The organism is Photobacterium pectinilyticum, from assembly GCF_024357955.1.
In the GTDB taxonomy this organism is placed as follows: Bacteria; Pseudomonadota; Gammaproteobacteria; order Enterobacterales; family Vibrionaceae; genus Photobacterium; species Photobacterium pectinilyticum.
On record NZ_JANEYT010000003.1, the window covers coordinates 1 to 25,331 of the forward strand.

At 44.1% G+C, this 25,331-nt stretch carries 22 protein-coding genes and 1 pseudogene; 14 read left to right on the plus strand and 9 right to left on the minus strand.

The genetic code is table 11. From position 1 onward, the window contains the following. Positions 1 to 78: 78 nt before the first annotated feature. The gene (locus NHN17_RS01955) at positions 79 to 990 is read right to left on the minus strand and encodes a GGDEF domain-containing protein (RefSeq protein ID WP_255040428.1); all 912 of its coding nucleotides are present in this window, start codon (positions 988 to 990) and stop codon (positions 79 to 81) included. Positions 991 to 1,286: 296 nt separating this feature from the next. Here NHN17_RS01955 and NHN17_RS01960 point away from each other — a divergent pair, with 296 nt between their 5' ends. Both NHN17_RS01960 and NHN17_RS01965 read left to right on the plus strand, forming a co-directional pair. Continuing rightward, positions 1,287 to 2,447 carry an HlyD family secretion protein gene (locus tag NHN17_RS01960; protein ID WP_309243476.1) on the plus strand — a complete coding sequence of 387 codons (1,161 nt, stop codon included), beginning with the start codon at positions 1,287 to 1,289 and terminating at the stop codon, positions 2,445 to 2,447. A 20-nt stretch (positions 2,448 to 2,467) separates the two neighbouring features. Next, positions 2,468 to 3,529, plus strand: coding sequence for a DUF2955 domain-containing protein (locus NHN17_RS01965; protein WP_255040429.1), 1,062 nt, complete (start codon positions 2,468 to 2,470; stop codon positions 3,527 to 3,529). Positions 3,530 to 3,893: 364 nt separating this feature from the next. Here the strand turns inward: NHN17_RS01965 and NHN17_RS01970 are convergent, their stop codons facing one another. Both NHN17_RS01970 and NHN17_RS01975 read right to left on the minus strand, forming a co-directional pair. After that, positions 3,894 to 4,094, minus strand: coding sequence for a hypothetical protein (locus NHN17_RS01970; RefSeq protein ID WP_255040430.1), 201 nt, complete (start codon positions 4,092 to 4,094; stop codon positions 3,894 to 3,896). 413 nt (positions 4,095 to 4,507) lie between these two features. Further along, on the minus strand, positions 4,508 to 4,759 hold the full coding sequence (locus tag NHN17_RS01975; protein ID WP_255040431.1) for a hypothetical protein: 252 nt from the start codon (positions 4,757 to 4,759) through the stop codon (positions 4,508 to 4,510). A gap of 381 nt (positions 4,760 to 5,140) precedes the next feature. On the opposite strand from NHN17_RS01975, the gene NHN17_RS01980 reads away from it, so the two are divergent. From NHN17_RS01980 to NHN17_RS01995, 4 genes are all read left to right on the plus strand, one after another. Continuing rightward, complete coding sequence (locus tag NHN17_RS01980; protein ID WP_255040432.1) at positions 5,141 to 6,073, plus strand: putative 2-dehydropantoate 2-reductase; 933 nt, start codon at positions 5,141 to 5,143, stop codon at positions 6,071 to 6,073. A gap of 116 nt (positions 6,074 to 6,189) precedes the next feature. After that, positions 6,190 to 7,434: a DEAD/DEAH box helicase gene (locus tag NHN17_RS01985; RefSeq protein ID WP_255040433.1), complete on the plus strand. Its 1,245-nt coding sequence runs from the start codon at positions 6,190 to 6,192 to the stop codon at positions 7,432 to 7,434. A gap of 108 nt (positions 7,435 to 7,542) precedes the next feature. Further along, a complete protein-coding gene (locus tag NHN17_RS01990; RefSeq protein WP_255040434.1) occupies positions 7,543 to 8,349 on the plus strand; it encodes a fumarylacetoacetate hydrolase family protein in 807 nt (268 codons plus the stop codon). Positions 8,350 to 8,449: 100 nt separating this feature from the next. Beyond that, positions 8,450 to 8,929: a peptide-methionine (S)-S-oxide reductase gene (locus NHN17_RS01995; protein ID WP_255040435.1), complete on the plus strand. Its 480-nt coding sequence runs from the start codon at positions 8,450 to 8,452 to the stop codon at positions 8,927 to 8,929. A 124-nt stretch (positions 8,930 to 9,053) separates the two neighbouring features. Here NHN17_RS01995 and trmY read toward each other — a convergent pair whose 3' ends face one another. After that, on the minus strand, positions 9,054 to 9,650 hold the full coding sequence (trmY, locus tag NHN17_RS02000) for a tRNA (pseudouridine(54)-N(1))-methyltransferase TrmY (RefSeq protein WP_255040436.1): 597 nt from the start codon (positions 9,648 to 9,650) through the stop codon (positions 9,054 to 9,056). Between the two features lie 279 nt (positions 9,651 to 9,929). Between trmY and NHN17_RS02005 the strand changes: the two genes are divergently transcribed. After that, positions 9,930 to 10,577: an HAD family hydrolase gene (locus NHN17_RS02005; protein WP_255040437.1), complete on the plus strand. Its 648-nt coding sequence runs from the start codon at positions 9,930 to 9,932 to the stop codon at positions 10,575 to 10,577. A gap of 76 nt (positions 10,578 to 10,653) precedes the next feature. Here the strand turns inward: NHN17_RS02005 and NHN17_RS02010 are convergent, their stop codons facing one another. Beyond that, positions 10,654 to 11,688: a lactonase family protein gene (locus tag NHN17_RS02010; protein ID WP_255040439.1), complete on the minus strand. Its 1,035-nt coding sequence runs from the start codon at positions 11,686 to 11,688 to the stop codon at positions 10,654 to 10,656. 266 nt (positions 11,689 to 11,954) lie between these two features. On the opposite strand from NHN17_RS02010, the gene NHN17_RS02015 reads away from it, so the two are divergent. The 6 genes and pseudogenes from NHN17_RS02015 (at position 11,955) to NHN17_RS02040 (ending at position 17,989) form a co-directional block, all read left to right on the plus strand. Continuing rightward, positions 11,955 to 13,082, plus strand: coding sequence for an AI-2E family transporter (locus NHN17_RS02015; protein ID WP_255040587.1), 1,128 nt, complete (start codon positions 11,955 to 11,957; stop codon positions 13,080 to 13,082). Positions 13,083 to 13,157: 75 nt separating this feature from the next. Next, on the plus strand, positions 13,158 to 14,690 hold the full coding sequence (locus NHN17_RS02020; protein ID WP_255040440.1) for a phospholipase D family protein: 1,533 nt from the start codon (positions 13,158 to 13,160) through the stop codon (positions 14,688 to 14,690). 285 nt (positions 14,691 to 14,975) lie between these two features. After that, a complete protein-coding gene (locus NHN17_RS02025; protein ID WP_255040441.1) occupies positions 14,976 to 15,509 on the plus strand; it encodes a thioesterase family protein in 534 nt (177 codons plus the stop codon). Positions 15,510 to 15,773: 264 nt separating this feature from the next. Next, positions 15,774 to 15,953: pseudogene (locus NHN17_RS02030) on the plus strand (hypothetical protein); the annotation flags it as partial. Between the two features lie 70 nt (positions 15,954 to 16,023). Continuing rightward, on the plus strand, positions 16,024 to 16,710 hold the full coding sequence (locus NHN17_RS02035; protein WP_255040443.1) for a response regulator transcription factor: 687 nt from the start codon (positions 16,024 to 16,026) through the stop codon (positions 16,708 to 16,710). A gap of 10 nt (positions 16,711 to 16,720) precedes the next feature. Next, complete coding sequence (locus NHN17_RS02040) at positions 16,721 to 17,989, plus strand: sensor histidine kinase (RefSeq protein ID WP_255040444.1); 1,269 nt, start codon at positions 16,721 to 16,723, stop codon at positions 17,987 to 17,989. Positions 17,990 to 18,100: 111 nt separating this feature from the next. Here the strand turns inward: NHN17_RS02040 and NHN17_RS02045 are convergent, their stop codons facing one another. The 4 genes from NHN17_RS02045 to NHN17_RS02060 all read right to left on the minus strand — a co-directional run bounded on the left by NHN17_RS02045 (position 18,101) and on the right by NHN17_RS02060 (position 24,062). Next, on the minus strand, positions 18,101 to 18,850 hold the full coding sequence (locus NHN17_RS02045; protein ID WP_255040445.1) for an RluA family pseudouridine synthase: 750 nt from the start codon (positions 18,848 to 18,850) through the stop codon (positions 18,101 to 18,103). 398 nt (positions 18,851 to 19,248) lie between these two features. Beyond that, positions 19,249 to 22,146 carry an aminomethyl-transferring glycine dehydrogenase gene (gene gcvP / locus NHN17_RS02050; RefSeq protein ID WP_255040446.1) on the minus strand — a complete coding sequence of 966 codons (2,898 nt, stop codon included), beginning with the start codon at positions 22,144 to 22,146 and terminating at the stop codon, positions 19,249 to 19,251. A gap of 126 nt (positions 22,147 to 22,272) precedes the next feature. Then, the gene (gene gcvH / locus NHN17_RS02055; RefSeq protein ID WP_255040447.1) at positions 22,273 to 22,653 is read right to left on the minus strand and encodes a glycine cleavage system protein GcvH; all 381 of its coding nucleotides are present in this window, start codon (positions 22,651 to 22,653) and stop codon (positions 22,273 to 22,275) included. 113 nt (positions 22,654 to 22,766) lie between these two features. Continuing rightward, the gene (locus NHN17_RS02060) at positions 22,767 to 24,062 is read right to left on the minus strand and encodes a serine hydroxymethyltransferase (RefSeq protein WP_255040448.1); all 1,296 of its coding nucleotides are present in this window, start codon (positions 24,060 to 24,062) and stop codon (positions 22,767 to 22,769) included. 572 nt (positions 24,063 to 24,634) lie between these two features. On the opposite strand from NHN17_RS02060, the gene NHN17_RS02065 reads away from it, so the two are divergent. Then, a complete protein-coding gene (locus NHN17_RS02065) occupies positions 24,635 to 25,270 on the plus strand; it encodes a helix-turn-helix domain-containing protein (protein ID WP_255040449.1) in 636 nt (211 codons plus the stop codon). Positions 25,271 to 25,331 lie beyond the last annotated feature (61 nt).

Below are 25,331 nucleotides of genomic sequence, written 5' to 3' on the forward strand. Positions count from 1 at the left end.
ATCACTCAAGAAGGAAAAGCGGATCAAGTGCGATGGATCACAAATGATTTTTCAATGGGGGTCTGGTGAACGGTTACCTTAATTTTTATGTGCTGTGATTATTTTTTCATACGAAGCGACTTGATCCTTGCCATGACGTTTGGCATGAGAGAGTGCTTGATCAGCTTGATGCAATACAGCTGAAGGAGAAATAACATCACCCCAAAGGGTGTTGACTCCAATGCTGATAGTGAAGTTAATCGTTCCATCTGGCATGTCTATGTGGCTTTTACTCACGCGCCGACGTAAGCGCTCTGCTAAAAGCAGGGCAAATTGGTGGGAGGTATGGGGAAGCAGAATGATGAACTCCTCTCCGCCCCAGCGACCAATAAAATCAGATTGGCGGATGCTGGATTTACAGCAATCTGCGAAGGTACGAATAACGTCATCGCCAGCCTGGTGGCCATAGGCGTCATTAATGAGCTTAAAGTCATCAATGTCGATGTAAAGACATGATATGGGATAGCCTATCTTCTGTGCTTTAGTTAGCTCGTTACTGAGTATGGTTTCAAAACGGTTCCGGTTGGTTAAACCTGAGAGGGAGTCAATAGAGGCCTGTTGCTCCAGTTGATAAAAGTCGTTGTACTTCTCTGTAATATCAATAATAGCCAGTTGGATTGCTGTTTCACCTTGCCATTGAACAATGGACTCTGCAACTAACACATGGGCGACTTTGCCCGAGGGTTTAGTAACCTTGAAGGTTTGTACCCTTGGTCTTACCGACCCTTCCATTAACCGATGATGATGGGCTAAGGCTTGTTCAGGGTTTACATCCACAATCAAACTTAGCAAGTTAGGCAATGACATTTTGTCTGGAACCTTACCTACGCCAATGATGTTGCATAGGTTTTCATCCATATAGAGAATTTTGAATTCGTCGTGGATCAGTATGCCAAAGTCAGAAGCAAACGTATTATCAGGATCAAGCTGTATCTTTGGAAATTCAATCATCTAAGTTGCTACTATACCGATTACATCCATGGTATGACCTAAATGGGCCAATCACTACTTTAATAAAATCATCAATAGAAACAATATGTGATATCGATTCCAAAAGTTCAAGTTAAATTACATTTTATAGGCAAGTTAGTTCAGATAATCAGAGCTTAATCATCTTTTGTCTATGTGGAAATTGAATAATTGCGAAAATTGCTCGCTGGCGTGAATTGATAAGAATTATAAGCATTAAAATTTACAATGCAGGCATTGAAGTTAATAACTAATTGTATGTCTACAATGAGGTTGTAATGAGCAAGCAAAGTAAAGTATCAGCAGAGCACACTGAATTAAAATCAGGAAAAAATCTTGCGGTTATAGAAGAAAGCACAATGGAAACCAGTAAGCCAAAAGCTAGTGATCCACGGCGTGCCACGCTTCTTGTCTTACTGCTATGCGCAGGGTTATTCCTTTTCTATTTGATCTCTGACCGGCTGATCCCCACGACAGACATGGCGAGGGTACGAGCAAACGTTGTACCCCTTGCTCCTTTGGTCAGTGGCCCAGTAACCAAAGTGTTTGTTGAGCCTAACGATATTGTTGAGGCTGGCCAGCCGCTGATTGAGCTTGATAAAACCGATTACACGATTGCTCTCAAGCAAGCGGAAGAGAACTTAGAAAAAGCAGGAAAGGAAGTTGGAGTACAAACGGCTTCGGTTGAATCAGCACAAGCACAGCTAAGTGATGCTATTGCTAATCAACAGAATGCTCGAAGCCAGGCGAACCGAATATTTGCGATGGTTAAAAAAGGCATTGTGACTCAAGCGGATGCTGACAAAACCCATGCAGCTTTGGCACAAGCAAGTGCACGAGTTGATCAAGCGAGAGCCTCTGTTGATCAGGCCAAAAAGCAATTGGGTGCAATAGGTGATGAAAATACCGAGATTCAAGCTGCGATTCTTGCACTACAAAAGGCTCAATTGGACTTGGAACGAACGGTTATCCGTGCACCATCTCCTGGCGTAGTGACAAACTTTACCTTGGATGAAGGTATCTTTGCTAACAAAGGTCAGCCTTTGATGACGTTTGTCTCAGGTGATGAAAGTTGGGTTGAGGCGTATTACCGTGAAAACAGTTTAGGCAATGTTAAACCGGGTGATAAAGTGGAAATAGCTCTCGATAATGTACCGGGCGAAGTGTATTCAGGTGAGGTAACCAGTATTGATTATGGTGTGGATTGGGGACAGACCCAGCAAACGGGCCAGCTTGCTAACGTAGCGAATCAGTCGGGTTGGTTGCGTCAAACCCAGCGATTTCCTGTGATGATCCGTTTTGATCAGGCAATGCCTAAGGGCAGCTTGAGGGTGGGGGGGCAAGCCGACATTATGATGTATACCGAAGATAGCTCCGTAATGAATGTGTTTGGCAAAGTGTGGATCAGAGTGATCACTTGGTTTTCTTATATTCGCTAATATCAGCAGATGTGAGAGTGATGCGCTCAGAGCTCAAGCAAAATATTCTTCGTTATGTCGTAGGCGTTATGTTGTCGTTGCTCCTTGCTTATAGCTTAAACTGGACTCTGGCATACGTTATGCCTGTATTTGTAGCCAAGTTGCTGGTCGACAAACCTGTAGCGGATAGGCAGGTTATGACTGAGCTAGGGGGATCCATGGTGGTTACCGTATTGATTGCCTTAACGGTGACTAATGGTTTGGCTCAATATCCACTTATCATGTTGGCGTTGGTGGGAGTGATGATGCTATGGGCTTACTACTTGTTCCAAGATCCTAACTGGAATTTCTTCGCGACGATGCTAATGATTTCAGCTCTGTTATTACCCTACCTGGGTTTAATGCAGCCTATTATTGCTTTGCAGGTAGGTAAAGCCTTAATGATTGCGGGTGGAGGGGCGGTGGTTGTTTATGGCTTGATGCACTGGCTTATTCCAACATCGACTCGTGGGGCTTCATTGGAAGAGAATGTGAAGTCGGCGGATGCTAAAACATCAGAGGATGTACGGATAGAAAAGCAAAAGAGAATGGAGGAGTCATACAAAGCGTTGTTGATTAGTTTTCCTGTCATCGCATTTTGCTACTTTTACCAGATGACAGGGGCGATTCTCACCATGATGTTTGTCGGAATTTTGTCGCTACAGATAACCGCCCCAAAGAGTGTCAAGATCAGTGTGTTTTTATTAATGACGAATACTATTGGTGGTTTACTGGCTATCATCGCTTATGAACTGCTAGTGACCGTACCATGGTTCCCCTTTTTGGCTGCCATGATGACCTTCTTTACTTTGAGATTTGCCAATAAGATCTATCATGATCCTGTGAAAGCACCCATTTATGCTAGTGTGTTTTCGGCGCTAATGGTTATTTTCGGCGCTGTTGTCGCCAGTGATAGCAAGTTGATAGATGTGAACTTCTATACCCGTATTTGGCAGTTGATATTAATGGGGGGGTATATGATAGGTGCAGCGACCTTGCTCGAAAATATTTTCGTACATAATCGACCACTCGCATCTCAATCCATGCCTGTCGCGTCGATTTAGCTGACAAACTGCTTACGGCAGTCTTCATCTGCTCAAGGGCATCACCGAGTCTATTGGGCTTATTCAGATAAGTGAGCATTTTAGAGGAATGAAGTTTTCTCTAATAGCAGTACTTAGTATCTCACCATAAAATGTGAAATCAGCGCAATGATAGTGCTGGCATTAACAGTCATTATCAGTGGAACCAACTGACCTTGCTGTATCTGTTCACCTATCACCGTACCACTACACACAGAGTATTAATTTTACTGGTGTTATCTAGTATAGGTGCCTTGAGGAGGGAATTTCTAGATCTAGGCTGGCGGATTGGGGAGCAGTTGTTAGGAAGCTAATAATTTATAATTATTGATAATTAGATTGTAAACTAGAGCTGATCATTAACGTCTTCGTTTACTAGGTTTTCCTCGAAATAAGATTGTGCTTGTTCAAGTTCTTCCATTAAGAAATGAATGTCTTCATGGCTGCCAGTTTTAATGGCTTCTCGCAATTTATTTATACATTGTATAAGTTGCTCTTTTGCCGACTGCTTGGCGAAAATGCTTCGTAATTTGTCCGCTTGATCCATAAATCAACCTTATATAAACATGTTAAGATCAGTACGTTTGCGGATACCTGTTTACTGCAACGTCTTAAGTAAAGCTATTGTTATTTTATGAAAATCATAGCATATACTTGTGAGGTTGCATTAAATATGACGTGACTGGCGTCACGAAAATCTGATTAAAAATGCTGAATTGGGATATTAATCACCTGTATGTTGCCAGTGTATGTTTGCCGGTGTGTTCTGCTTAAGGTTGGTAAAGGTAAGGGAATGCGGTGTGTATGATAAAATTTAAAGCCGAAATCTTTGATAACGTAGTCAGCTTGAGCCGTTTATTGAAAATCAATTTCGCAGAAGCCACCAATGGCGGATTGGTGGCATACAAATTCTACCGCTGTAGTTTAATCCTAATGGTTTAAACCACAGCGCTTTTTATCTTAGTGAAGTGGCTTTTGGGGACCATTGCGGACAAGATCTTTGCCGTTTTCATATACATCGTCAGTTACCCAGCGGCCAAGCAGAAGTTGGTGCTTATCATCAAGAACAGCAACAAAGTGGCGACCATCTGCATTGTTGGTTGCTAAAGCAATGCCAGCAACATTTGTTAGGCCCAGTCCACCATTTTCTACTGAAAGCAGAAATGCTTCTAGTTCGTCTAGGTTGGTGATTACATCATCTTCATTGATCATAATTTCATCTTATTCGTGCTGTTGTTCTTTTATTATCAGCAAAGTGTAGGCTGATTGCCATCACCTTTTATCTAAAAGAGCAACGTTGTTTTAAGGTTAGTTATCTTAACGTCAAGGTCTAAGACTCGACATCTCAAACGAGCTCATATAGCCGTGTGCGGTATATTACAGTGGTTAACGAAAAAATTGAATTCTTGCCGATTCAGTTGCTTAATAAAAATGCGAACGATAAAAACCATCAGTTTTCTTGCTTACCATTGCCCTTGCTGTGTTGGGTGAATCCTGTACATTTATAACCAAGCTATTCTCGTTGAGGGAAGCAACATTCAGTTACTTGGGTATATTAACGAGTTATAAGAAAGGGACAGGAGAGCAAAAGGAATGGATCAGAAAATCTATGCCGTTATCGGAACCGGTGCGATTGGTGGATATTACGGTGCGAGGCTGCATCATGGTGGCCACGATGTACACTTCTTGCTTAATAGCGATTATCAATTTGTTCGCCAGCATGGCTTGAAGGTTGACTCTCATTACGGCGACTATTCAATACCAGCCGATGCTATCAAGGCGTATAACGCCAGTGAAGAAATGCCAAAAGCTGATGTTGTGATTGTTGCTCTGAAAACCACTCAAAACCATCAGCTTGAGACCTTGATTCGTCCCTTACTTACACCAAACACACTTGTTCTTCTACTACAAAATGGTATTGGTGGCGAACAGGCGCTTACCAGACTGTTAAATATTGAATATACCGCTGGTGGGTTGTGTTTTATCTGCTCGAACAAAGTCGGGCCGGGTCATATTCACCATATCGATTACGGGCGGCTAACATTGGGCGTATACGGTGAGTTGGGTATGCCTGCATTAACGAGTGTTGCCAACGACTTTCACAACTGTGGGGTTGAGGTCGATGTTGAAAATAGCATTCTAGATGCCCGCTGGAAAAAACTACTGTGGAATGTCCCTTATAATGGACTATCAGCGGTACTAGATACCGATACGGCACAAATCATGGCTTGCGGTGAAACGGTTTCACTGGTTAAAGCCATCATGAAAGAGGTGTGTATTGCTGCGAAAGCCACAGGCTCAACTCTTGATTCAAGCCTAATCGATATCATGTTGAACAATACTGCCCAAATGAAACCCTATTTGACCAGTATGTTATTGGACAGACGCAATGGTCGCGAGATGGAATTACAGTATATGTATAAAAATGTATTGGATATGGCGGCAGAGCAGGGGGTTGATATGCCAAGGACGGAAGCGTTGTATCAACAACTGAGCTTCGTTAATCGATCGGTGGCAAATGAATGACAGCCAAGCCGGTTTTTCTCCGTTGAGACGGCAAGTAAGTGTCTCTGGTCTCTATAAAATGATCGGATGGACTGATAGACTGCGCATCCATTTTTCTATCCTGACAGTTAATGCCCATGACTTTTGCTTCATTGCAATTAAATAAGATGATGTTGAGCGCATTGCCAAGCCAACTGACCACTCCGACTGACATACAGCGACTCGCCATCCCTGCCGTTATTCAAGGGAAAGATGTGTTGGCGTTGGCGCAAACGGGAAGTGGCAAAACGTTTGCTTTTGGTTTGCCGATGTTGCAGAAGATTGATGCTGGGAAAAACGAGATCCAAAGTTTAATTCTGGTACCAACGCGCGAGTTAGCCTCACAGGTGACCACCTCTCTGCAGGAAGTGGCCAGTAAGCTAGGCATTAAAGTGGTCATGTTAAGTGGTGGTGTTTCTCCTGACACTCAACAAACCGAATTAGAACGGGGGACGCACGTACTCGTTGCCACTCCTGGTCGTTTACTGGACTTTATTAACAAAGAGTTTGTGTCGCTACAGCTGTTGAAGCTATTGGTACTTGATGAGGCTGATAGACTGTTAGAAATGGGTTTTTGGCCTGATGTTCAGAAGATAATCTCTTTTGCTCCTGCCGCAAGACAAACGCTGTTGTTTTCTGCAACCTTACCAGAGTCACTTGAAGCGGCTGCGGTAGGGCTAATGTATATGCCTGAACGTATTGTTGCCAATTCCAAAAACAGTGTGGTCGAAGACATCAAAGAGCAGCTCTATTTAGTTAACAAGGGCAGTAAACCTCAAGCGTTGATTGCCTTGTTGAAGCAAAACGACTGGCAGCAAGTACTTGTCTTTGTGAGCGAAAAGAAAGCTGCAGATACGCTAGCAAAACGTCTGACTAAAGCCGGTATTAGCGTTGCGGCACTGCATGGTGATAAAGAGCAGTCTGATCGTGAACAGACCTTAGCTGATTTTAAATCGCTTAACACTCGAGTGTTAATCACAACCGATCTGCTTTCCCGTGGTATTCATGTTGATGCGTTGCCTGTGGTGATCAATGCTGATCTTCCAGAGAATGCTCCAGTCTATGTTCACCGAGTTGGCAGGACTGCTCGAGCGGGCCAAAATGGTTTAGCCATTTCATTAGTTTGTCATGGCGAAGCCGAGGCGTTGAAGTCTATTCGACAACTAACAGGTCGCTCGATGAAGACCGTTGATCTGGAAGGGTTCCCTGTGACGGATAAACCTGCCGAACAGACAACAAATACCGAGCGAAAACGACCACCACGCGATAAAAAAGCTAACCGCCGTAGTCAGGCTAAGAAAAGCATTAAGCAGTTTAAGCCAAAACGCAAAGCGAGTGAGTAGACCGTTTAGAATAGAGCAAAGAGCAACTTCGGTTGCTCTTTTTTCTTTTTAGCGTGTTATTAAGTCTACACTTTTGATGGTTGAGGTTATTCATTAAAAGGATGTTGCATGAAAGGAATACTGTTTACGGTTTGTGTATTGTTGCTTCCATTTAGTTCAAGTGCTTTGGCTGACTCATATGTTCGTTACGCTTTTCAAAACCACGTCAAGTATGGTTTGGTAAAAGGTGACTCTATTCAGCCTCTAAAAGGTTCGATATTTGATGATAATATACCCGATGGAGAGGTTGTAAATCGTAGCCAAGTTAAGATATTACTCCCCACGGTTCCCGAGAAAGTGTTTGCAGTAGGAATGAACTTCGCGAGCCATATTTCGTCCGATTATGATTCCCCACCACCTTTATTTTTGAAGCTACCGTCCTCACTTATTGCTACCGGCGAGTCTATTGTTTTTCCAAATGATGCGTCCAATGTGCATTTTGAAGGAGAGTTGGTATTGGTTATCGGCAAGGAACTAAAAGGTGCGTCAGAAGCAGATGCCAGTGATGCTATCTTCGGAGTGCTTGCTGGTAATGACCTGACTGAGCGTAATTGGCAAGGACAAGATTTGCAGTGGATGAGAGCTAAAGCTAGCGATGGTTTTGGGCCGATTAGTGGCGAAATCGTTACTGGGGTCGACTATAACAATGTCGTGCTAACAACCCGCTTGAACGGTGAAATTGTCCAGCAGGAAAGCACGAAGAATATGATTCATAAACCAGCGAAAGTGGTTAGTTATCTTAGCCATTACTTTACCCTTAAGCCCGGAGACTTGGTTTTCATGGGAACGCCCGGTAGAACTAAAGCGCTAAGAAAAGGCGATGTAGTCTCGGTCGCTATTGAAGGGGTTGGAAAGGTGGAGAACAAAGTCGAATAGATTTATCGTTCAGGTAATACCAGCGTTCTTATTGCTTTTGAACTATTGCTATTGTGCTCTTTGTAATTAGATAATCCGTTCGAGAACTCAGGAGACTGGAATGGAACAAATTTATTTTGCTGGTGGCTGCCTTTGGGGCGTTCAAGAATTTATGAAGCACTTACCCGGAGTGATAACTACCGAAGCCGGTCGTGCCAATGGGACAGCCGATACGACCCAAAGCGATTACGATGGCTACGCCGAGTGTGTTTTGATTCAATTTAATGCTGAAGCCGTGACAGTTAAGCAATTGATGGCATTTTTCTTTGAGATCATTGACCCATACAGCGTCAATAAACAGGGTGAAGATGTAGGGAAAAAGTACCGTACTGGCGTGTATAGCAAGGACCCATCACATCTTGTTCAGGTCCGAGAATATATCGACTCGCGTAAGGATAGAGAGCGTATCGTTGTTGAGGTCATGCCGCTAACAAATTACGTTAAGAGTGATGAAGAGCACCAAGACAGACTAACGCATTTTCCTAATGATTACTGCCATATTCCGTTAGATCTGTTGCACAAGTACAAGCAATCCAACTGAATATATTGAAAAACCCGAATTGAACCTATTGATGCTTATAAGTTCTAATTCGGGCTTTTTAAGTGCTAATTGCGACTTATTGAACTTGTTACCAAAGAATCTTTGCAAAGATTTATCGTAAAGATTATTCGTAAAGATCCAGTTCATTGTGGATCAGTACCACACACTGTGATGCGAAAATCATCTTTGGCCCAAGGCTAATCTTTTGTGTACCAAGGCGCTCCAGGCTCTTATAGGTTTTCTTCGGCATTGGGATATGATCGGTCAACAAGAAACAAGAGTTACCGCTGAACTCTTGTTCGCGAATCGATGTGCCTTTCTTGTCCATCATATAAAGTTGGTAATCTTCAGCGAGTTCTTTTACTAACTTTTCGAAGCTTTTGGTTTGAACGGTGATCCCCGGTTCAACTTGTCTCTCTTGCTCTTTGGTCATGCCACGTGAAGCGTCCAATGCTTTGGCAACCTTGGCGAGCAAGGCTTGCTCATGGAAGCCACCAATATTGGTCATCTCATTGGCAACAAAAGTCACTGTTCGAGAGAAGTCCTGCGTACTTTCCAATACCAAGTGTACGATGACATCTTCGCGGTGCGATTGCGCGACAAAGATAGAATTCATTAGGGTGTGGGCCAAAATTTCGGTATGAGCTTCTTGGCCAACTGAAGCCAGTAGTTGCTGGCTGTCGGTAGGAGCGGATCTGGCTCGTAATACAAAGGCGCGCATTGAAGGGGGTCCTACTGATTAAATTACTTTTGAATCAATGTTCTGTTGTATACAGACTTATTGTCGGGATACAGAGGTCAAGATTATCGCACCTTTGTTGTAGTATGTAACTGAAATAATGCGTATGAATAGCCTTCGAAACAGCAACTAATGATAAAAAGGCCACCAGAGTGCTTTGAGAGGGATTGTGTATAGAATTGTTTCTCGAACCATTTTTATAGGTAAATCATCTTGTCTTGTGTCAGAATGCGCTGTCTCCACCAATAAGTCTGTAAAGTAATGAATTATCAAGCTGCTATTTTCGATATGGATGGCTTGCTTCTCGATACAGAACGCGTTTGTATGCGTATCTTTAAAGAAGCTTGCGAAGTACAAAACCTTCCCTTCCATGAAGATATTTACCTTTCAATCATTGGCCGTAATGCTGCTGGCATCGAGGCTATCTTTCGTAAAGCTTATGGCGATGACTTGGGCCGTCTGCATGAGGAATGGCGTATGCGCTATAATGCTGTGGTCAAACATCAAGCAATCCCTGTAAAAGAGGGTGTGATAGAGCTTTTGGAGTGGTTGAAAGCTCAAGGAACACCTGTCGCTGTCGCGACCTCTACTGCTCATGAAGTTGCTAAGATAAAGTTAGAGTTGGCAGGCCTGACAAAGTACATTGATAACCTGACAACAGGTTGTGAAGTGGCAAATGGTAAGCCTCACCCAGAGATTTACCAACTGGCGGCTAGTCGTTTAAATGTTGAGCCTGAAAGTTGTCTTGCCTTCGAAGACTCTAATAATGGCGTACGATCGGCCGTTGCGGCGAACATGATGACGTTCCAGATCCCTGATTTGGTTGAACCTTGTGCCGAAGTACGCCAGTTCGGCCATGCGATTGTCCCTTCTCTTCACGAAGTACTTGCTAAGTTGAAAACAGCATAACTAAATATTGGTGCCTCTGTGATTCCACAGCGGCACTTTCCTATTTGCTCACCCTGTTTCTACAAGATTTAACACTTCAATTAGTCACTTCAGCCAAACAAATGGGGGCATCTATGCGGCATTGATATCCCGTTGGCGCTATTTCTCCTGTCTCTGTATTTCGATGAAAGCTGACTATATTGTCAGAGAATAGATTGGCCACGATTAACCAATTGCCATCAGAAGATAGAGTAAAGTCTCTTGGGTGATTCCCTAAACAATCAAATGCATTGAGTCTTGAAGGGGTATCACCTGAGACCTTAAAAATACTGATTAGATTTTGAGATCTGCAAGATACATAAATAAATTTTTCATCAGGAGATAGCCGTATTGCGGAGGCTGCTTCACCATTTACCTCATTCAATAACAGCGAGCATTCATATGAAACATCCCAAATGCCGTTATTTTGGGTTAGGACTACAAGTGTTTCGTTTAGTTCGCATACCACGTATGCACGTGTTTCATTTTGGTTAAAGACAAGATGGCGAGGCCCAGAGCCTGCTGGCATGATGACACTTTGGTCTAAGGTAAAGCTGTGCGTGTCTTTTTGGTTATCATAGTGATAAAAATGGATACTATCCGTCCCTAGATCAACTGAAACCAAATGGTTCGTTTTCTTTAAAAAAGTAACTTGATGCGCATGGGCGGATTGTTGGCGTTCGGTATGAGGTCCGCTACCTTGCTCAAAGAGTTCTGTAATCACATGTATAGGCCTACCAGCTTCATCAAGTTGATATACAGACACATTACCTGAACCATAATTTGCAACGGCGAGGTAAGGGGCTTTAACATCAATGTGGCAAGGGTAATCCCCAGAAATAGGTAGATAAATATTGCCAATACTTGATTTGAAGTAGAGTGCAGCACCTTCTTGTTGTGATATTTCACTAAAGCTATAGAGCCCATCCTCTGTAGACGCTAGGTAAGTAGGGTTTCGCAAATATGCTAAATCTTCCTGTCGGTATAGCTGACCCGTTTTAGGGTCTAATGTGATGTGCGCAATACCTTCGCTAGTGCTCGGTGTATCCGTGTAGGTGCCAACATAAAAGTGCAGATGGTCATTAGTTGTCATAAATAAGCCTGAAAGATGTATAAAAAACTGTCAGTTACCATGCCGTCTAGCTACTGAGACAGCAATACTGAATAACAATCAATTGGTTAAAGTGTGAAGTAGTTGACGAGTACAGGTAAAGTGTTGCTAGGTTTTCTTTGTCTGAGTGGGTAGGAAATTGAAACAATCAATATTGTAAAAACGAAAAAAGGCCGATTGGGTATATAGTTTATTAGCAAGAACAGTCGTCTTTGAATAAAGATCTTACTCATCCAGAAGGTAGAATGATGGAAAACGATAATGAAAAATTAAAGCAAATACTGACCAAAGCATTTACGGCTTCGTTGATACATTTTTCCGTAATCGCATTTATTGTCTTGGTTTGTTTCTGGGCATTCATGCCGTTTCTTCCTATCCTGATGTGGGCACTGGTCCTTGCCATTGCACTTTATCCCGTTCGACAATTTTTGGGCGCAAAACTTGGTTGGTCAGCCGCACGGGCATCGACGCTAATCGCCATTGTTGGTGTTCTGCTATTAGGTGTTCCCACCGCAATGGTCGGGAATTCATTTGCATCTAAAATTTTTGGTACTTATGAATCTTATGAAGCTGGGGAACTGGTCGTTCCGAAACCTACGGAAAGTGTTAAAGAATGGCCGTTGATTGGTGAAAAAATGCATGATGCTTGGGATGAAGCAGCTGCTGATTTACCGAGGTTTGTCGAAAAACGGCAGCCGCAGCTTAAGAATTTATCGAGTTGGTTTCTTGAAAGAGCTAGTGGAGCGGCAAGAAGTGTTTTCATATTGATTGGTGCAATTATCATTGCTGGTATCATGTTGGCTTGGGCGGAGCCTGGCAGCCATTCTATGCGGCGTATTTTCATCAGCTTTTCCGATAATGTTAGAGGGCCTGAATTACACACATTAACCACTGCGACAATTAGGCAGGTGGCTGTAGGTATCATCGGTATCGCGTTTTTGACTGCGATAATTTTTGGGGCCACTGTCGCGCTATCTGGTGTACCTGCCGCAGCTTTGTTCACTCTCATTGCGTTAATTTTTGCCATTATGCAGCTACCGGTAACGATTGTGGCGCTTGTTGTCGTGGCAATACTCTGGTCTAGCGGTGATTCATCGACATTACACAATTCGATCTTTACCGTGTTGATCATTGCGGCCAGTTTGGTCGATAACTTCTTAAAACCAATGATCCTTGGCAGAGGGCTTGAGGTGCCGATGCCTGTTGTGTTGATAGGTGCTATCGGAGGCATGATGTCAGGCGGTATATTAGGTATGTTTATTGGTGCTGCTTTTCTTTCTGCTGGTTATCAGGTCTTTATGAAGTGGGTGGAATCTGAGAGTGAAGGGGCAGAAATCACTAATGATAAGAAAGAGATAACAGAAGACGAGGGTTAACTAACCGCTTATAATCAAACCTTGCCGTCTTGATATGGACTAAATGAAATGGATAATAAAAAGGAAAGGATATAAATGCCAGTGCTCCAACGCATTAGTGTAATCATGTTCTTCGTTGCAATTATTAACGGTTGTACGTCCCTCCCCAAGGAAATTGAACACCTACCTGAACCGCCGGTCTCCCCATTAACGAGCACATTGTCCAACTTGACAGACACATATCGACCAGAGCAGCCTAAGCAAAGAACGAGTGCGGTACTGTTGCAGGATACAGGTTGGGATGCACTGGCACAGCGATTAGCACTCATCGAAACAGCTGAACACAGTATCGATATTCAGTATTACATATGGAATTCTGACGTGTCGGGCAAATACTTGGCAAAACGCCTGATAGTGGCTGCTGATCGCGGCGTTCAAGTACGTGTAATGCTTGATGATATTAACCTCAATGAACGAGAAGACCTATTAGAAGTACTAGATTCGCACCCTCACATAGAGATCCGCATATTTAATCCGATCCCCACTCGTCGTGGAGTAACAAAGTGGCTTACCTTTTTAGGTGATTTTGATCGCTTAAACCGCCGTATGCACAATAAGTCATTCACTGTTGACGGTGCTGTGTCGGTTGTTGGGGGACGTAATATTGGTGATGAATATTTTGATCTGTCTGATGAAATTAATTTCCGTGACCGTGATGTACTGGTAATGGGATCGGTGGTAAACGAAATCCAAGCGAGTTTCGGTGAGTATTGGGATAGCCGCTGGTCATACCCTGTTAGCTTGCTGAGTGGGGAAGCTTCAACAGAACTACCAGAATTAAATACGATTCTAGTTCCCCGTTATAAGGAATACCCGGCTTTACCTGAGGGAAGAGATGTAGCAAAAACTTTCTTAAAGCACACAATGGACGAGATGACTTGGGTTCAAGCTCGCTATATTTCTGACCAGCCCGTACCTGTTGATGTCGGTAACACCAGCGAGCCAAAGGATACGGCTAGGTTGTTGGCCAAATTATCTAATATATCTAGGCAAGAAATGCTAGTGGAATCGGCATATCTGATATTTGATGATCGTCAATTGGATAAGCTGCAGTTAATAACAAATAATGGCACCGAGATTAAAGTTATCACTAACTCAATGGTTTCTAATGACCTTGTCACTAACCATTCTGGTTATGCAGGCCGCCGACAAGATATGCTTGATCACGGTTTAAAGCTGTTTGAGTTAAAACCAGATACGCAATTGTGTGTGGAATCGACGAGAGATGAATCAAAATGTGCACCAGAAACGGCCTATGGCTTACATGCGAAGTCTGTTGTTTTTGATAGGGAAGTGGCTGTAATTGGTTCTTTTAATTTCAACTTACGCTCAACCTACCTCAATACAGAATCGATTCTGGTGGTTGAAGATGAGCGCATCGCTGAACGTCTGGCTGATGATATTGAGCAGGCGATGGACGAAGATAATAGTTGGCGATTGAAATTAGATAAAGGTGACATCCATTGGTATTCCGGCTCAGAAAGTTGGAGCAGCGAACCAGAGGCTGGCCAGTGGGAACAACTTCAATCACGCTTTTTGCAGTTATTTCCGATAGAGAAATACTTGTGAATTAGGTTGTAACGTTCATTCATTCTAAATGAATTGCGCTATAAAAGTTTCAATAATTATTTACCTGTAAAGTTGTTCGAGGCCCACCACTATACGTTAGTGTATTGGTGTTCTTCATTATTCTGGCTATTTATGTATATATGAGTGATTGTTTACCAACAGTTTAGTCTTATCCCTTGTGTTTAGATTTTTAGCTCTATAGTGTATAAATGATACTTTCATTACCATAATGAAATATGTCAGTAGACTAAAAAATAAAGATAACAGTTTAAGGAAAAGCTGATTATGTACCCGTTTTTACGTTTAGCAAAAGTGTTATGGCAAGCCAAGCGCAGTTCCCCGGTTCACCTAACTGACAAAAATGAAATTTCATTCTCATGCCACCCATGGGACCTCGATATCTTTAATGAAATGAACAATGGTCGAGTCCTCACCCTTTATGATTTGGGGCGTACTGAACTTGGAATTCGCTGTGGGTTGATGAAGGTACTGGCGAAAAAGCGTTGGGCTTTGGTCGTGGCAGGCAGTTCAGTGCGTTATCGCAAACGTATTCATATGTTTCACAAAGTGAAAATGTACTCACAGTGCGTAGGCTGGGATGATAAGTGGTTGTATGTTGAGCAATCAATGTGGGTTGATGGAAAACCGTGCTCTTCTGTGTTAATTCGAGCCGGTGTAACATCTAAAAGTGGTTTGGTTTCACCGCAACATTTACTCGAAGCGATGGATGCGCCAGTTAATACACCTATTCTTCCTCAGTGGGTTACAGAGTGGATTGATTCAGAGCAGCATAGGCCTTGGCCACCGATCGGTGAATGATAATTAAGATATCCAATGGGGTTAACGCTTGCGAACAATTAAAACTACCTTAACCCCCTTATTAACCCTCATGTCGCTATCTTATCCGCATTGTAGTGGGAGGTAGCATTAATGATGTTTCGATATTCACTGGTTTCTCTTGCGAAAGGTCCGAGGGAAGTAATGAGAGCTACAATGCTGATCTAACCGTCAGCTGGGAGCTGGATATATGGCAACGACTTTCTGATGTTACTGGTGCATCCCAAAAAGATGTCGCTGCAAATCATGCAAGCACAGTTCTTGATACCGGCAGCAGCGGCTCTGGGTTACGGGATTTTGTTTGCAACTGTGATCACTTTAATGTTAACACCATCATTATTGATGATTCAAAATGATGTAAAACAACTGATTAACAAAGTGAAATGTCGTATGAAAGCGGATAACTCACCGCTGGAATTGGCTTGATCCGTCAACTTTATATAGCCTCGTAGTTACACTGCGGGGCATTATTTAAAGCATAACAAGGGAATCCATCATGGCCGATAACTTGCAACTCTTGCTGGTCGAAGATGACATAGATTTGGCCAAAGCGGTTATTGATTACCTAGAGCTGGAAGGAATCCAGTGTGACCATGCGGCGAATGGACTGTCCGGTCATCAGCTTATTACGTCCAACCATTACGATGTTGTGGTATTGGACCTCAACTTACCCAAGATGAATGGCCTTGAAGTGTGTGAGCGTATTCGTGCTCAAGGGATCGATGTACCGATACTGATGTTGACCGCCCGCGATACCCTAGACGACAAACTAACCGGCTTTTCGAAAGGTGCGGATGACTACTTGGTCAAGCCGTTCGCCATGGAAGAGCTGATTGTTCGGTCACAAGTACTTGCTCGCCGCCGTAGCGGGCAGATCAGCAAGCTTGTAGTGGAAGATCTAGAGCTCGACTTACAGAAAAAAAGGGCCACCAAGGCCGGGGAGCCCATAAAGCTTTCACCTATTGGGTTTAAGTTACTCGAGTGCTTAATGCGGGATAGCCCTAATCCAGTCTCTCGAGGGACATTGATGCAAGCCGTATGGGGAGATGAGCAACCCGACAGTAATAGCTTGAAAGTACATATGTTCAATGTGCGAAAAGCGGTGGACGCCAACGCTGAGAATAAATTAATACACACCATAACCGGCCATGGCTTTGCGTTGAAAAAGTCTGAAATAGAGTGAGTGACAAGTAATGAGAATCAGGCCAAGTATTCGGATCTACTTTTTGGTGGCTATGCTGCTCACTGGTACGGTTACTATTGGCGTTCTTACCGTTACAGCTGTTAGGTACTTCTTTTCCGGCATGGACTCCGCCATGACGGAGTTTTTTCGCTCTCAGGTTTCCGAGCTACCACTAGGTGAAAAAAATACGCCGTTACAAATGGATGAACTAACCATTGCATCAAAGTGGGAGGACCTACCGCAACAGATCCAGGATAACTGGCACGCTGATGCTCTGGATCCTGGTCAATTGCATAAAAAAATAGGAGGCACAGCCATTTTTTCGCCGCCTGAATTTGGCTACTTTGTGATGAAAGTGGTTAGAGAGGAACAAGTCCGCTTTATCTCATTAGTGCTGGATGATTTTGAGACACATAAGCGTTTAAATGAAGAGGTACCACCGTTCTTCTACATTATCCTTACCGGATTGGCTGCTATTGTTTTTTTTGCGCTGGTACTGCTAGTGGTGCAAAGAAAGATATCTTCACCAGTCGAACGTTTAAGAGATTGGGCGAAATTGTTAGACAAAGAGCAGTTAACTCAGCCTGTACCAAATTTTCATTACAGCGAACTTAACTCCCTTGCTGGGCTTATTAAATCCAGCTTGAGCTCAGTACAAGAAAGCTTGGAGCGGGAGCAGCGCTTTCTCGGTTATGCCAGCCATGAACTGCGTACACCTATCGCTGTTACCCGCACTAATAGTGAACTGCTACGTAAGATGATTACCAAGCAAATTGCACCAGATAAGCAGTTAGAGGTACTAGATAGGATCGATCGGGCCGTTTTTACGATGACTGACTTAACAGAAACCCTGCTTTGGTTAAATCGCCATGAGGGCAAGGTGCTACCGAGTCGCAGCCTTAAAGTGGGCGAGTTGATAACGCAAATTGAATCTGAGCTTCATTATCTACTTCAGGGCAAGCTGGTGGATGTTCATATCAGCGTTGATGAGACTGAAATGGTGTTACCTGAAGGACTTTGTCGTATCGTCATGACAAACCTTATTCGCAATGCTTTTCAACACACCCACCATGGTGAGGTTGTCATTGAACAGAACGGTAATCAAATTTCTATTGTTAATCACAATTTTAATGCGCCAAAAGTGCAGGATGACTTGGGCTTCGGCCTTGGGTTAGAGCTTACCCAGCGGCTTATTTCCCAATACGGATGGCAGTATCACACCATACAATCAAACGATGGATGGCGAGTAGAAGTGGTGTTTGATAGCGCTTTTGAATAAATGTTCTGGATAACTTGATTTAATATTAATACGTTATCTTATCTGCGCATAAGTTCGGAACACTGAAAATTTGAGCGCACAAACTCGAAATAAGTGTAGACGTGACATTTATCACTTAAATGGACTTGGGCTATGACCATGGATAGGCTCGCCTGTAACTGGATGAGTGAAGTAAATATCGCTGGCATGGAGCATTAAGCGCTGTGAGACGTCATTAGCTTCAGAGCTGTTGCTGATATTAGGGCTGTTATAAAGATCACAACCTAAAATAGGGTGGCCAATTTCAAGGCTATGGATCCGCAATTGATGGGTGCGACCTGTAAGGGGGGTGTATTGCACTAACGTTCTAGGGGGATTACCCAATCGACTAATTACCTGATAGTCACTAATGGCACTTTTCCCCGTACAGTGGCAAATCTTTACACGGGGAAACAACGTTTTATCTTTAGCAATAGGGGCAGATATTTGACCACCGTCAGCTTCAACCCACCCCGCTAACATAGCCAGATAGCGCTTTTGTACCGTCCGTGCTTGAAACTGTTTATTCAGATTCTTAGATGCAGCATGGTTAAGCCCCACCACCATAATGCCAGAAGTTCCTAAATCTAGCCGATGTGGTAACTTAGCATCCTCAAAAGCAGGCGTTGCTTTTTTAGTCTGCGTAGCGTCTTGACCGTTAACTAAACGGTAATGCACTGAATCCCAATTAAGCGGGTTTTTACCCGATAAACTTAACAAACCACTCGGCTTGTTAATCAATAAAATATCATTATCTTGATAAAGGATCTTTACCCTAGCCAGACACTCAGGTGCCACAAAAGTATCAATTATTTCATTCGTAGAGGAGTCAGATATAGACATTTAAGGGCCCTGATGTACTAAAGAGGGAAGGTTTATATAATAGATGGGTTAAGTTGACCACTACTTTGTCGGTAAATTGGTTGCTTTGCAATGGCAGAGATTATCTGGAATTTCTCAGCCTCTTTTCATCAAAGGAAAAAATTGAAAAATAAAAAGCGAACCTACTTGGGTTCGCTTTTGTTCTTCTGCTCTTATCAAATACCAACCTACATTAATATTTGATCAGTCTTGCAGGTTAAAATCGCTGTTCTCTACGTTAGATATTTTGTAATTAGAGCCACTAGTTACTGCAATATCTGCCTTGATAACAACGATTTTTCCAGTGCAAGTACTTGATCAACTACTTATCCAGATTGGTATAAGCTGTTATCCAACTTGATATGACATGATCAACAACCCTAGTCTTCGATGTAGCTCTCGATGCTTGGGCAAGAACATACCAAGTTACGGTCACCGAACACGTTATCAACGCGGTTTACGGTTGGCCAGTACTTCGAGTCTTTGGTTTGTGTCGATGGGAAGCAAGCAAGCTCGCGGCTATAACTGCGGTTCCACTCGGTTTCCATGATATCGGCTTGAGTGTGTGGCGCATTAACCAGCGGGTTGTCTTGTAGATCCCATTCGCCGTCTTGTACACGGGCGATTTCATGACGGATTGCAATCATCGCATCACAGAAGCGATCTAGCTCGGCAATGTCTTCTGATTCCGTTGGCTCAATCATTAGCGTGCCTGCAACAGGGAACGACATGGTTGGCGCGTGGAAACCGTAGTCCATCAGACGTTTGGCAACATCTTCTTCTGAAATGCCTGACGCTTCTTTGATTGGGCGAATATCGATAATACATTCGTGTGCAATACGGCCATGAGTACCACGGTATAGAACCGGGTAGTGCGGACGTAGACGCTCCATCACGTAGTTAGCGTTCAGAATCGCTAGCTTGGTTGCTTCAGTCAGTCCCGTTTCACCCATCATTGCAATGTAAGCGTAAGAGATTGGCAGAATAGACGCTGAACCAAGATCTGCGGCTGATACCGCGTATTGTTGCTGCTCTGCTTCTGTGTTCTCAACGTGACCCGGGAGGAATGGGGCAAGGTGAGATTTAACTCCGATAGGTCCCATTCCTGGGCCACCTCCACCGTGTGGAATACAGAAGGTCTTGTGTAGGTTCAGGTGAGAAACGTCAGAACCAATGAACCCTGGGCTAGTTAGGCCAACCTGTGCGTTCATGTTGGCACCGTCTAGGTACACTTGACCGCCAGCCTCATGAACAAGCTCACACACTTCCTGTACGGCTTCTTCATAGACACCGTGGGTAGAAGGGTAGGTGATCATGATGCATGACAGGTTATCACGGTGTTTTTCGATCTTCGCTTTCAAATCGTCAACATCGATGTTGCCTTGGTCATCACAGCCAACAACCACAACCTTCATCGATACCATGGCAGCAGATGCTGGGTTGGTACCGTGAGCAGAGCTTGGGATTAAACAAACATTACGGTGTGCATCGCCATTGGCTTCATGGTAACGCTGGATAGCGATAAGACCGGCATATTCACCTTGAGCACCAGAGTTAGGCTGTAGTGAGAACGCATCGTAGCCGGTGATTTCACACAGCATTGTCGATAGGTTATCGGCTAGCTCAGCGTAGCCTTTGGCTTGGTCTGCAGGTGCGAATGGGTGCAACTGACCAAATTCAGGCCAAGTGACCGGGATCATCTCTGCTGCAGCATTTAGCTTCATGGTACAGCTGCCCAGCGGGATCATGCCGTGGGTCAGTGAATAATCTTTGTTTTCCAGCTTCTTCATGTAACGCATCATAAGCGTTTCACTGTGGTATTGGTTGAATACTGGGTGTGTCAGGTATTGGCTGGTACGACGGCAGCTTTCTGGGATAGCCGCAAATTCGTCACTGGCGATGTCTGCAGTGAACATGGATGCTTTCAGGTTGTCACCGCTGAAGATTGCCAATAGGTCTTCGATGTCAGCCACTTTAGTGGTTTCGTCGATACTTATACCTAGCTGTCCGCTATTTTCATTAGAAGCTGGGTACTTACGTAGGTTGATACCCGCATCAAGTGCCTTGTTGTAGAACTCAGTGGTTTTCTTGCCTGTGTTCAGAGTTAGGGTATCGAAGAAGCTGTCGTTTGCTAGTTCAATGCCCGAGTTGCGCAGGCCAGCAGCTAGGATTGCCGTTAGATGATGTACGCGGTGGCCGATCTTACGTAGGCCTTCGGGACCATGGTATAGCGCATAGAATGCAGCCATGTTGGCAAGCAGAGCCTGAGCGGTACAGATGTTCGATGTCGCTTTTTCGCGGCGGATGTGCTGCTCACGGGTTTGCATTGCCATACGAAGTGCTTGGTTGTCACGGGAGTCTTTAGACACACCAATAACACGGCCAGGCATTGTACGCTTATGTTTATCTTTCGTTGCCATGAAGCCAGCGTGTGGGCCACCAAAGCCCATCGGTACGCCGAAGCGTTGTGCTGAACCAATCACGACATCTGCGCCCATTTCACCCGGCGCTTTTAGTAGGGTAAGTGCGAGAAGGTCTGATGCCACCGCCACTAAGGTCTTCTTGGCGTGTGCGGTTTCGATAATATCAGTCAGATCTTGAATATTACCGGTTGTTCCAGGGTATTGAACCAAAGCACCGAATACGTCGTGTTTATCGAGATCTAGAATATCACCGCGGATGATCTCAATACCGATGTAACCAGCACGAGTCAGGACAACGTCAACGGTTTGCGAGTGCAATTCGTTAGAAACGAAGAACGCCTTGCTCTTGTTTTTGCTAGCACGCTGGCACAAAGTCATCGCTTCAGCCGCTGCGGTTGCTTCATCCAATAGGGATGCGTTGGCTAGCTCCATACCGGTCAGGTCCATGATCATCTGCTGGTAGTTAAGCAGTGACTCAAGACGACCTTGGGAAATTTCAGGTTGGTAAGGCGTATAAGCGGTGTACCAACCTGGATTTTCCAATATGTTGCGTAGAATAACGTTCGGAGTAAAGGTGTTGTAGTAACCCTGACCGATATAGCTGCGGTTGATGATGTTCTTGCTGGCAATAGCTTTAAGTGAGGCCAGCATATCCGCTTCGCTTTGAGGCAGGTCGAGCTGCATAGGCTCAGGTAGGCGAATTGCTGCCGGAACCGTCTCATCGATTAGCTGATCAACGCTTGATACGCCGATGGTTTCCAGCATGATTTTTTGTTGTACCGAATCTGGGCCATTGTGGCGGCCTGCAAATTCCATATCGTCACTTAATGCATTTAGAAGAGTCATGTCGGTCATGGTTCTTTCCTGAACAGTTACTACCTATTGCATTGAGCATATTGCAATAGTTAATGGTCATCGAGTAGTTGAGCTATTACATGTTATGAGGGCTTTCAGGTGAAATAACCTGAAAGCCCGGCTCAATTAGTCTTCGTCGATGGTCGCAAGGTATTTTTCGCCGTCGATCAGTTTAGAGAGTTCCTCTACATCCTGAACTTTGATTTTAGCAATCCAGCCGCCTTCGTATGGTTCTTCGTTTACAAGCTCTGGGCTGTCTTCCAGCTCTTCGTTGATTTCAACGATTTCGCCTGTAACAGGTGCGTAGATATCAGATGCAGCTTTGACTGACTCAACAAGAGAGAAAGATTCGCCTGCTTCTGTTGAATCGCCAACTTCTGGAAGGTCAACAAATACAACATCACCTAGAAGGCCTTGAGCGTGGTTAGATATACCCATAGTGATAGTGCCGTCACCATTGTCTAGTACCCATTCGTGGCTTTCAGCGAACTTCAGTGTATTTTCCATTAAAAACTCCTTGCGCAATCTTTCCGCAGATTTTATTAATTGTTTCAGTGGCCGGTCGGTGCCGGCCGCTAGGTCAAAAAACGAGGTCAATAAAACAGATTGTACTTGTTAACTTATTGGTAAAGAGGGAAGCGGCTGCAAAGCTTCTGAACCTGTTGCTTCACTTTTTGCTCTACAGCGCTGTTGTCTTCAGGGTTTGCTGCCAAACCGTCAAGTACATCGCCTATCCATTGACCAATTTGTTTGAATTCGTCAGCACCAAAGCCTCGGCTTGTGCCAGCAGGTGTACCTAGACGAATACCCGATGTCACCATTGGTTTTTCAGGATCAAAAGGTATACCGTTTTTGTTACAGGTAATGCCGGCACGCTCGAGCGCTTCCTCTGCTTGGTTACCTTTAAGGCCTTTTGGACGAAGGTCTACAAGCATCAGGTGGGTGTCGGTTCCGTTAGTCACAATGTCACAACCGCGAGCTTGCAGGACTTCGGCCAAGACTTTCGCGTTGTTGATCACATTCTTGATATATAACTTAAATTCTGGCTCTAGCGCTTCACCTAGAGCAACGGCTTTACCCGCAATAACGTGCATTAGCGGGCCGCCTTGAAGGCCTGGGAATACCGCTGAATTTATCTTCTTATTGATGTCTTCGTGGTTGGTCAAGATCATGCCGCCACGAGGGCCACGCAATGTTTTGTGCGTTGTCGTCGTAACAACGTGGGCATGAGGAATAGGGCTAGGATGTTCGCCAGAAGCAATAAGGCCAGCAATATGGGCCATATCCACCATGAGAAATGCACCCACTTCATCGGCAATGGCACGGAACTTAGCAAAATCGATTACACGAGGAATGGCCGAACCACCGGCAATGATCATTTTCGGCTTGCTTTCGATAGCAATCTGACGTACTTGCGCGTAATCAATTTCGCAAGTCTCTTTATCGACACCGTATTGAACAGCATCAAACCATTTGCCAGAGAGAGCAGGGCGCGCACCGTGTGTTAGGTGGCCACCCGCATCCAAGGACATACCCAAGATAGTGTCACCTGGCTGAAGTAGGGCCAGCATTACGGCACCATTGGCTTGTGCGCCAGAGTGTGGCTGAACATTAACGTACTCACATTGGAAAAGCTGCTTGGCGCGGGCAATAGCGATGCGTTCAACTTCGTCGACATGCTCACAACCACCGTAATAACGGCGTCCCGCATAACCTTCGGCATACTTGTTGGTTAGACAGCTACCTTGGGCTTGCATGACCGCTTTTGACACAATGTTCTCAGAGGCAATTAACTCAATCTGCTGGTTTTGGCGGGCTAGTTCGGCGGCAATGCCAGCGTTTACTGCACCATCAACCTCAGCAAGGTGGGTTGAGAAGAACACTTCTAAATCGTGGTTTTGGTATGAAGCTTTCATTTCGCGTTATCCTCTAATCGCGCTCTTAAAGGTATCCCTTGTTCCGAGCCAAAGCGTATATCGTTGTTATGGATAGTCCTTGTTAAACGTTGCTATTTATCAGTAATACGTGTTGAGTACCGCATCACCCCTAACAACTGCATAACATGCCTTACTATAAATAGCCGATTAAACGAAAATTTCCAATAGTGGAATATCATGTACTTTAATGGTCATAATTTTACGCAAACGTTTGCCTTTTGCAAACTAAATTTCTAATATGGTGTTAACTTTTTTCTAAAGAATACTGAATAATTCACTGTGGCAAAAAAGTTAAATGTGTGTCTTATTCCTTGTTGTATATGGGGTCGAGACGTTCTACAGAGCATTTACAAATAGGTGTGTGAACTGGCTGATTGTGAGTGTATCTTTGTGAGATTGGGTAGTGTGATTGGTTGAAAATCGGCCTGTTTCCTTTAGGAAACTAAATTTCAAATATGATGCATTGGTCATATTTTTTTTACCGATGAGCTTTTAAGTTTCCGGACCTCTATGCCAGAATGAAATGAACGCCGTTACCAGGGAGGGACGTAATGAGTGACGAACAACAGGTTGATGTATACCCATCTATGACCGTCGTGAAAGAGTTTGAATCTGAAAAGGCAGACAAAATTGAGCCAATGCAATTAGGAAAAAGGCTCAAGGAAATCCGTATGGCGCATGGCTTGACGCTTGAAGAAGCCAGTAAGCGGACTGGATTGGCTCGCTCTACGTTATCTAAGATTGAAAATGAGCAAATTTCACCAACCTTTCAGGCGATGCAAAAGCTCGCTAGTGGGTTGGAGATTGATATTCCACAACTTTTTGCTCCACCTAAGCAACTGAAAGCCACAGGACGCAGGGATATTACTCGAAAAGAGCAGGGTAAGCCGCACCCAACCACAACTTATGAACATGAGCTTTTGGCTACTCAGTTGACCAATAAAAAGATGATGCCCTTTAAATCAAAAGTACGGGCACGGGCTTTTGAAGACTACAGCGATTGGATCCGTCATGATGGTGAAGAGTTTCTGTTGGTACTCGAAGGGGATATTACTTTTTATTCAGAGTTTTATGAACCGGTCACATTAAACCAAGGTGACTCAGTTTATTACGATGCCAATATGGGACACATGCTGACTTCTCTTAGCGAAGACGATGCTTTGATATTGTGGGTGACCGCTTCATAAGTGACGCCGTCACGGGCTGGGTGAGGCCCGAATCTGTTCAGAGCAGTAAACACGTCTTGTT

Bases quoted from the DNA above. Each gene is read 5' to 3' on its own strand.
- NHN17_RS01955 (WP_255040428.1), bottom strand. From the start codon at position 990: ATGATTGAATTTCCAAAGATACAGCTTGATCCTGATAATACGTTTGCT.
- NHN17_RS01960 (WP_309243476.1), top strand. From the start codon at position 1,287: ATGAGCAAGCAAAGTAAAGTATCAGCAGAGCACACTGAATTAAAATCA.
- NHN17_RS01965 (WP_255040429.1), top strand. From the start codon at position 2,468: ATGCGCTCAGAGCTCAAGCAAAATATTCTTCGTTATGTCGTAGGCGTT.
- NHN17_RS01970 (WP_255040430.1), bottom strand. From the start codon at position 4,094: ATGGATCAAGCGGACAAATTACGAAGCATTTTCGCCAAGCAGTCGGCA.
- NHN17_RS01975 (WP_255040431.1), bottom strand. From the start codon at position 4,759: ATGATCAATGAAGATGATGTAATCACCAACCTAGACGAACTAGAAGCA.
- NHN17_RS01980 (WP_255040432.1), top strand. From the start codon at position 5,141: ATGGATCAGAAAATCTATGCCGTTATCGGAACCGGTGCGATTGGTGGA.
- NHN17_RS01985 (WP_255040433.1), top strand. From the start codon at position 6,190: ATGACTTTTGCTTCATTGCAATTAAATAAGATGATGTTGAGCGCATTG.
- NHN17_RS01990 (WP_255040434.1), top strand. From the start codon at position 7,543: ATGAAAGGAATACTGTTTACGGTTTGTGTATTGTTGCTTCCATTTAGT.
- NHN17_RS01995 (WP_255040435.1), top strand. From the start codon at position 8,450: ATGGAACAAATTTATTTTGCTGGTGGCTGCCTTTGGGGCGTTCAAGAA.
- trmY (WP_255040436.1), bottom strand. From the start codon at position 9,650: ATGCGCGCCTTTGTATTACGAGCCAGATCCGCTCCTACCGACAGCCAG.
- NHN17_RS02005 (WP_255040437.1), top strand. From the start codon at position 9,930: ATGAATTATCAAGCTGCTATTTTCGATATGGATGGCTTGCTTCTCGAT.
- NHN17_RS02010 (WP_255040439.1), bottom strand. From the start codon at position 11,688: ATGACAACTAATGACCATCTGCACTTTTATGTTGGCACCTACACGGAT.
- NHN17_RS02015 (WP_255040587.1), top strand. From the start codon at position 11,955: ATGGAAAACGATAATGAAAAATTAAAGCAAATACTGACCAAAGCATTT.
- NHN17_RS02020 (WP_255040440.1), top strand. From the start codon at position 13,158: ATGCCAGTGCTCCAACGCATTAGTGTAATCATGTTCTTCGTTGCAATT.
- NHN17_RS02025 (WP_255040441.1), top strand. From the start codon at position 14,976: ATGTACCCGTTTTTACGTTTAGCAAAAGTGTTATGGCAAGCCAAGCGC.
- NHN17_RS02035 (WP_255040443.1), top strand. From the start codon at position 16,024: ATGGCCGATAACTTGCAACTCTTGCTGGTCGAAGATGACATAGATTTG.
- NHN17_RS02040 (WP_255040444.1), top strand. From the start codon at position 16,721: ATGAGAATCAGGCCAAGTATTCGGATCTACTTTTTGGTGGCTATGCTG.
- NHN17_RS02045 (WP_255040445.1), bottom strand. From the start codon at position 18,850: ATGTCTATATCTGACTCCTCTACGAATGAAATAATTGATACTTTTGTG.
- gcvP (WP_255040446.1), bottom strand. From the start codon at position 22,146: ATGACCGACATGACTCTTCTAAATGCATTAAGTGACGATATGGAATTT.
- gcvH (WP_255040447.1), bottom strand. From the start codon at position 22,653: ATGGAAAATACACTGAAGTTCGCTGAAAGCCACGAATGGGTACTAGAC.
- NHN17_RS02060 (WP_255040448.1), bottom strand. From the start codon at position 24,062: ATGAAAGCTTCATACCAAAACCACGATTTAGAAGTGTTCTTCTCAACC.
- NHN17_RS02065 (WP_255040449.1), top strand. From the start codon at position 24,635: ATGAGTGACGAACAACAGGTTGATGTATACCCATCTATGACCGTCGTG.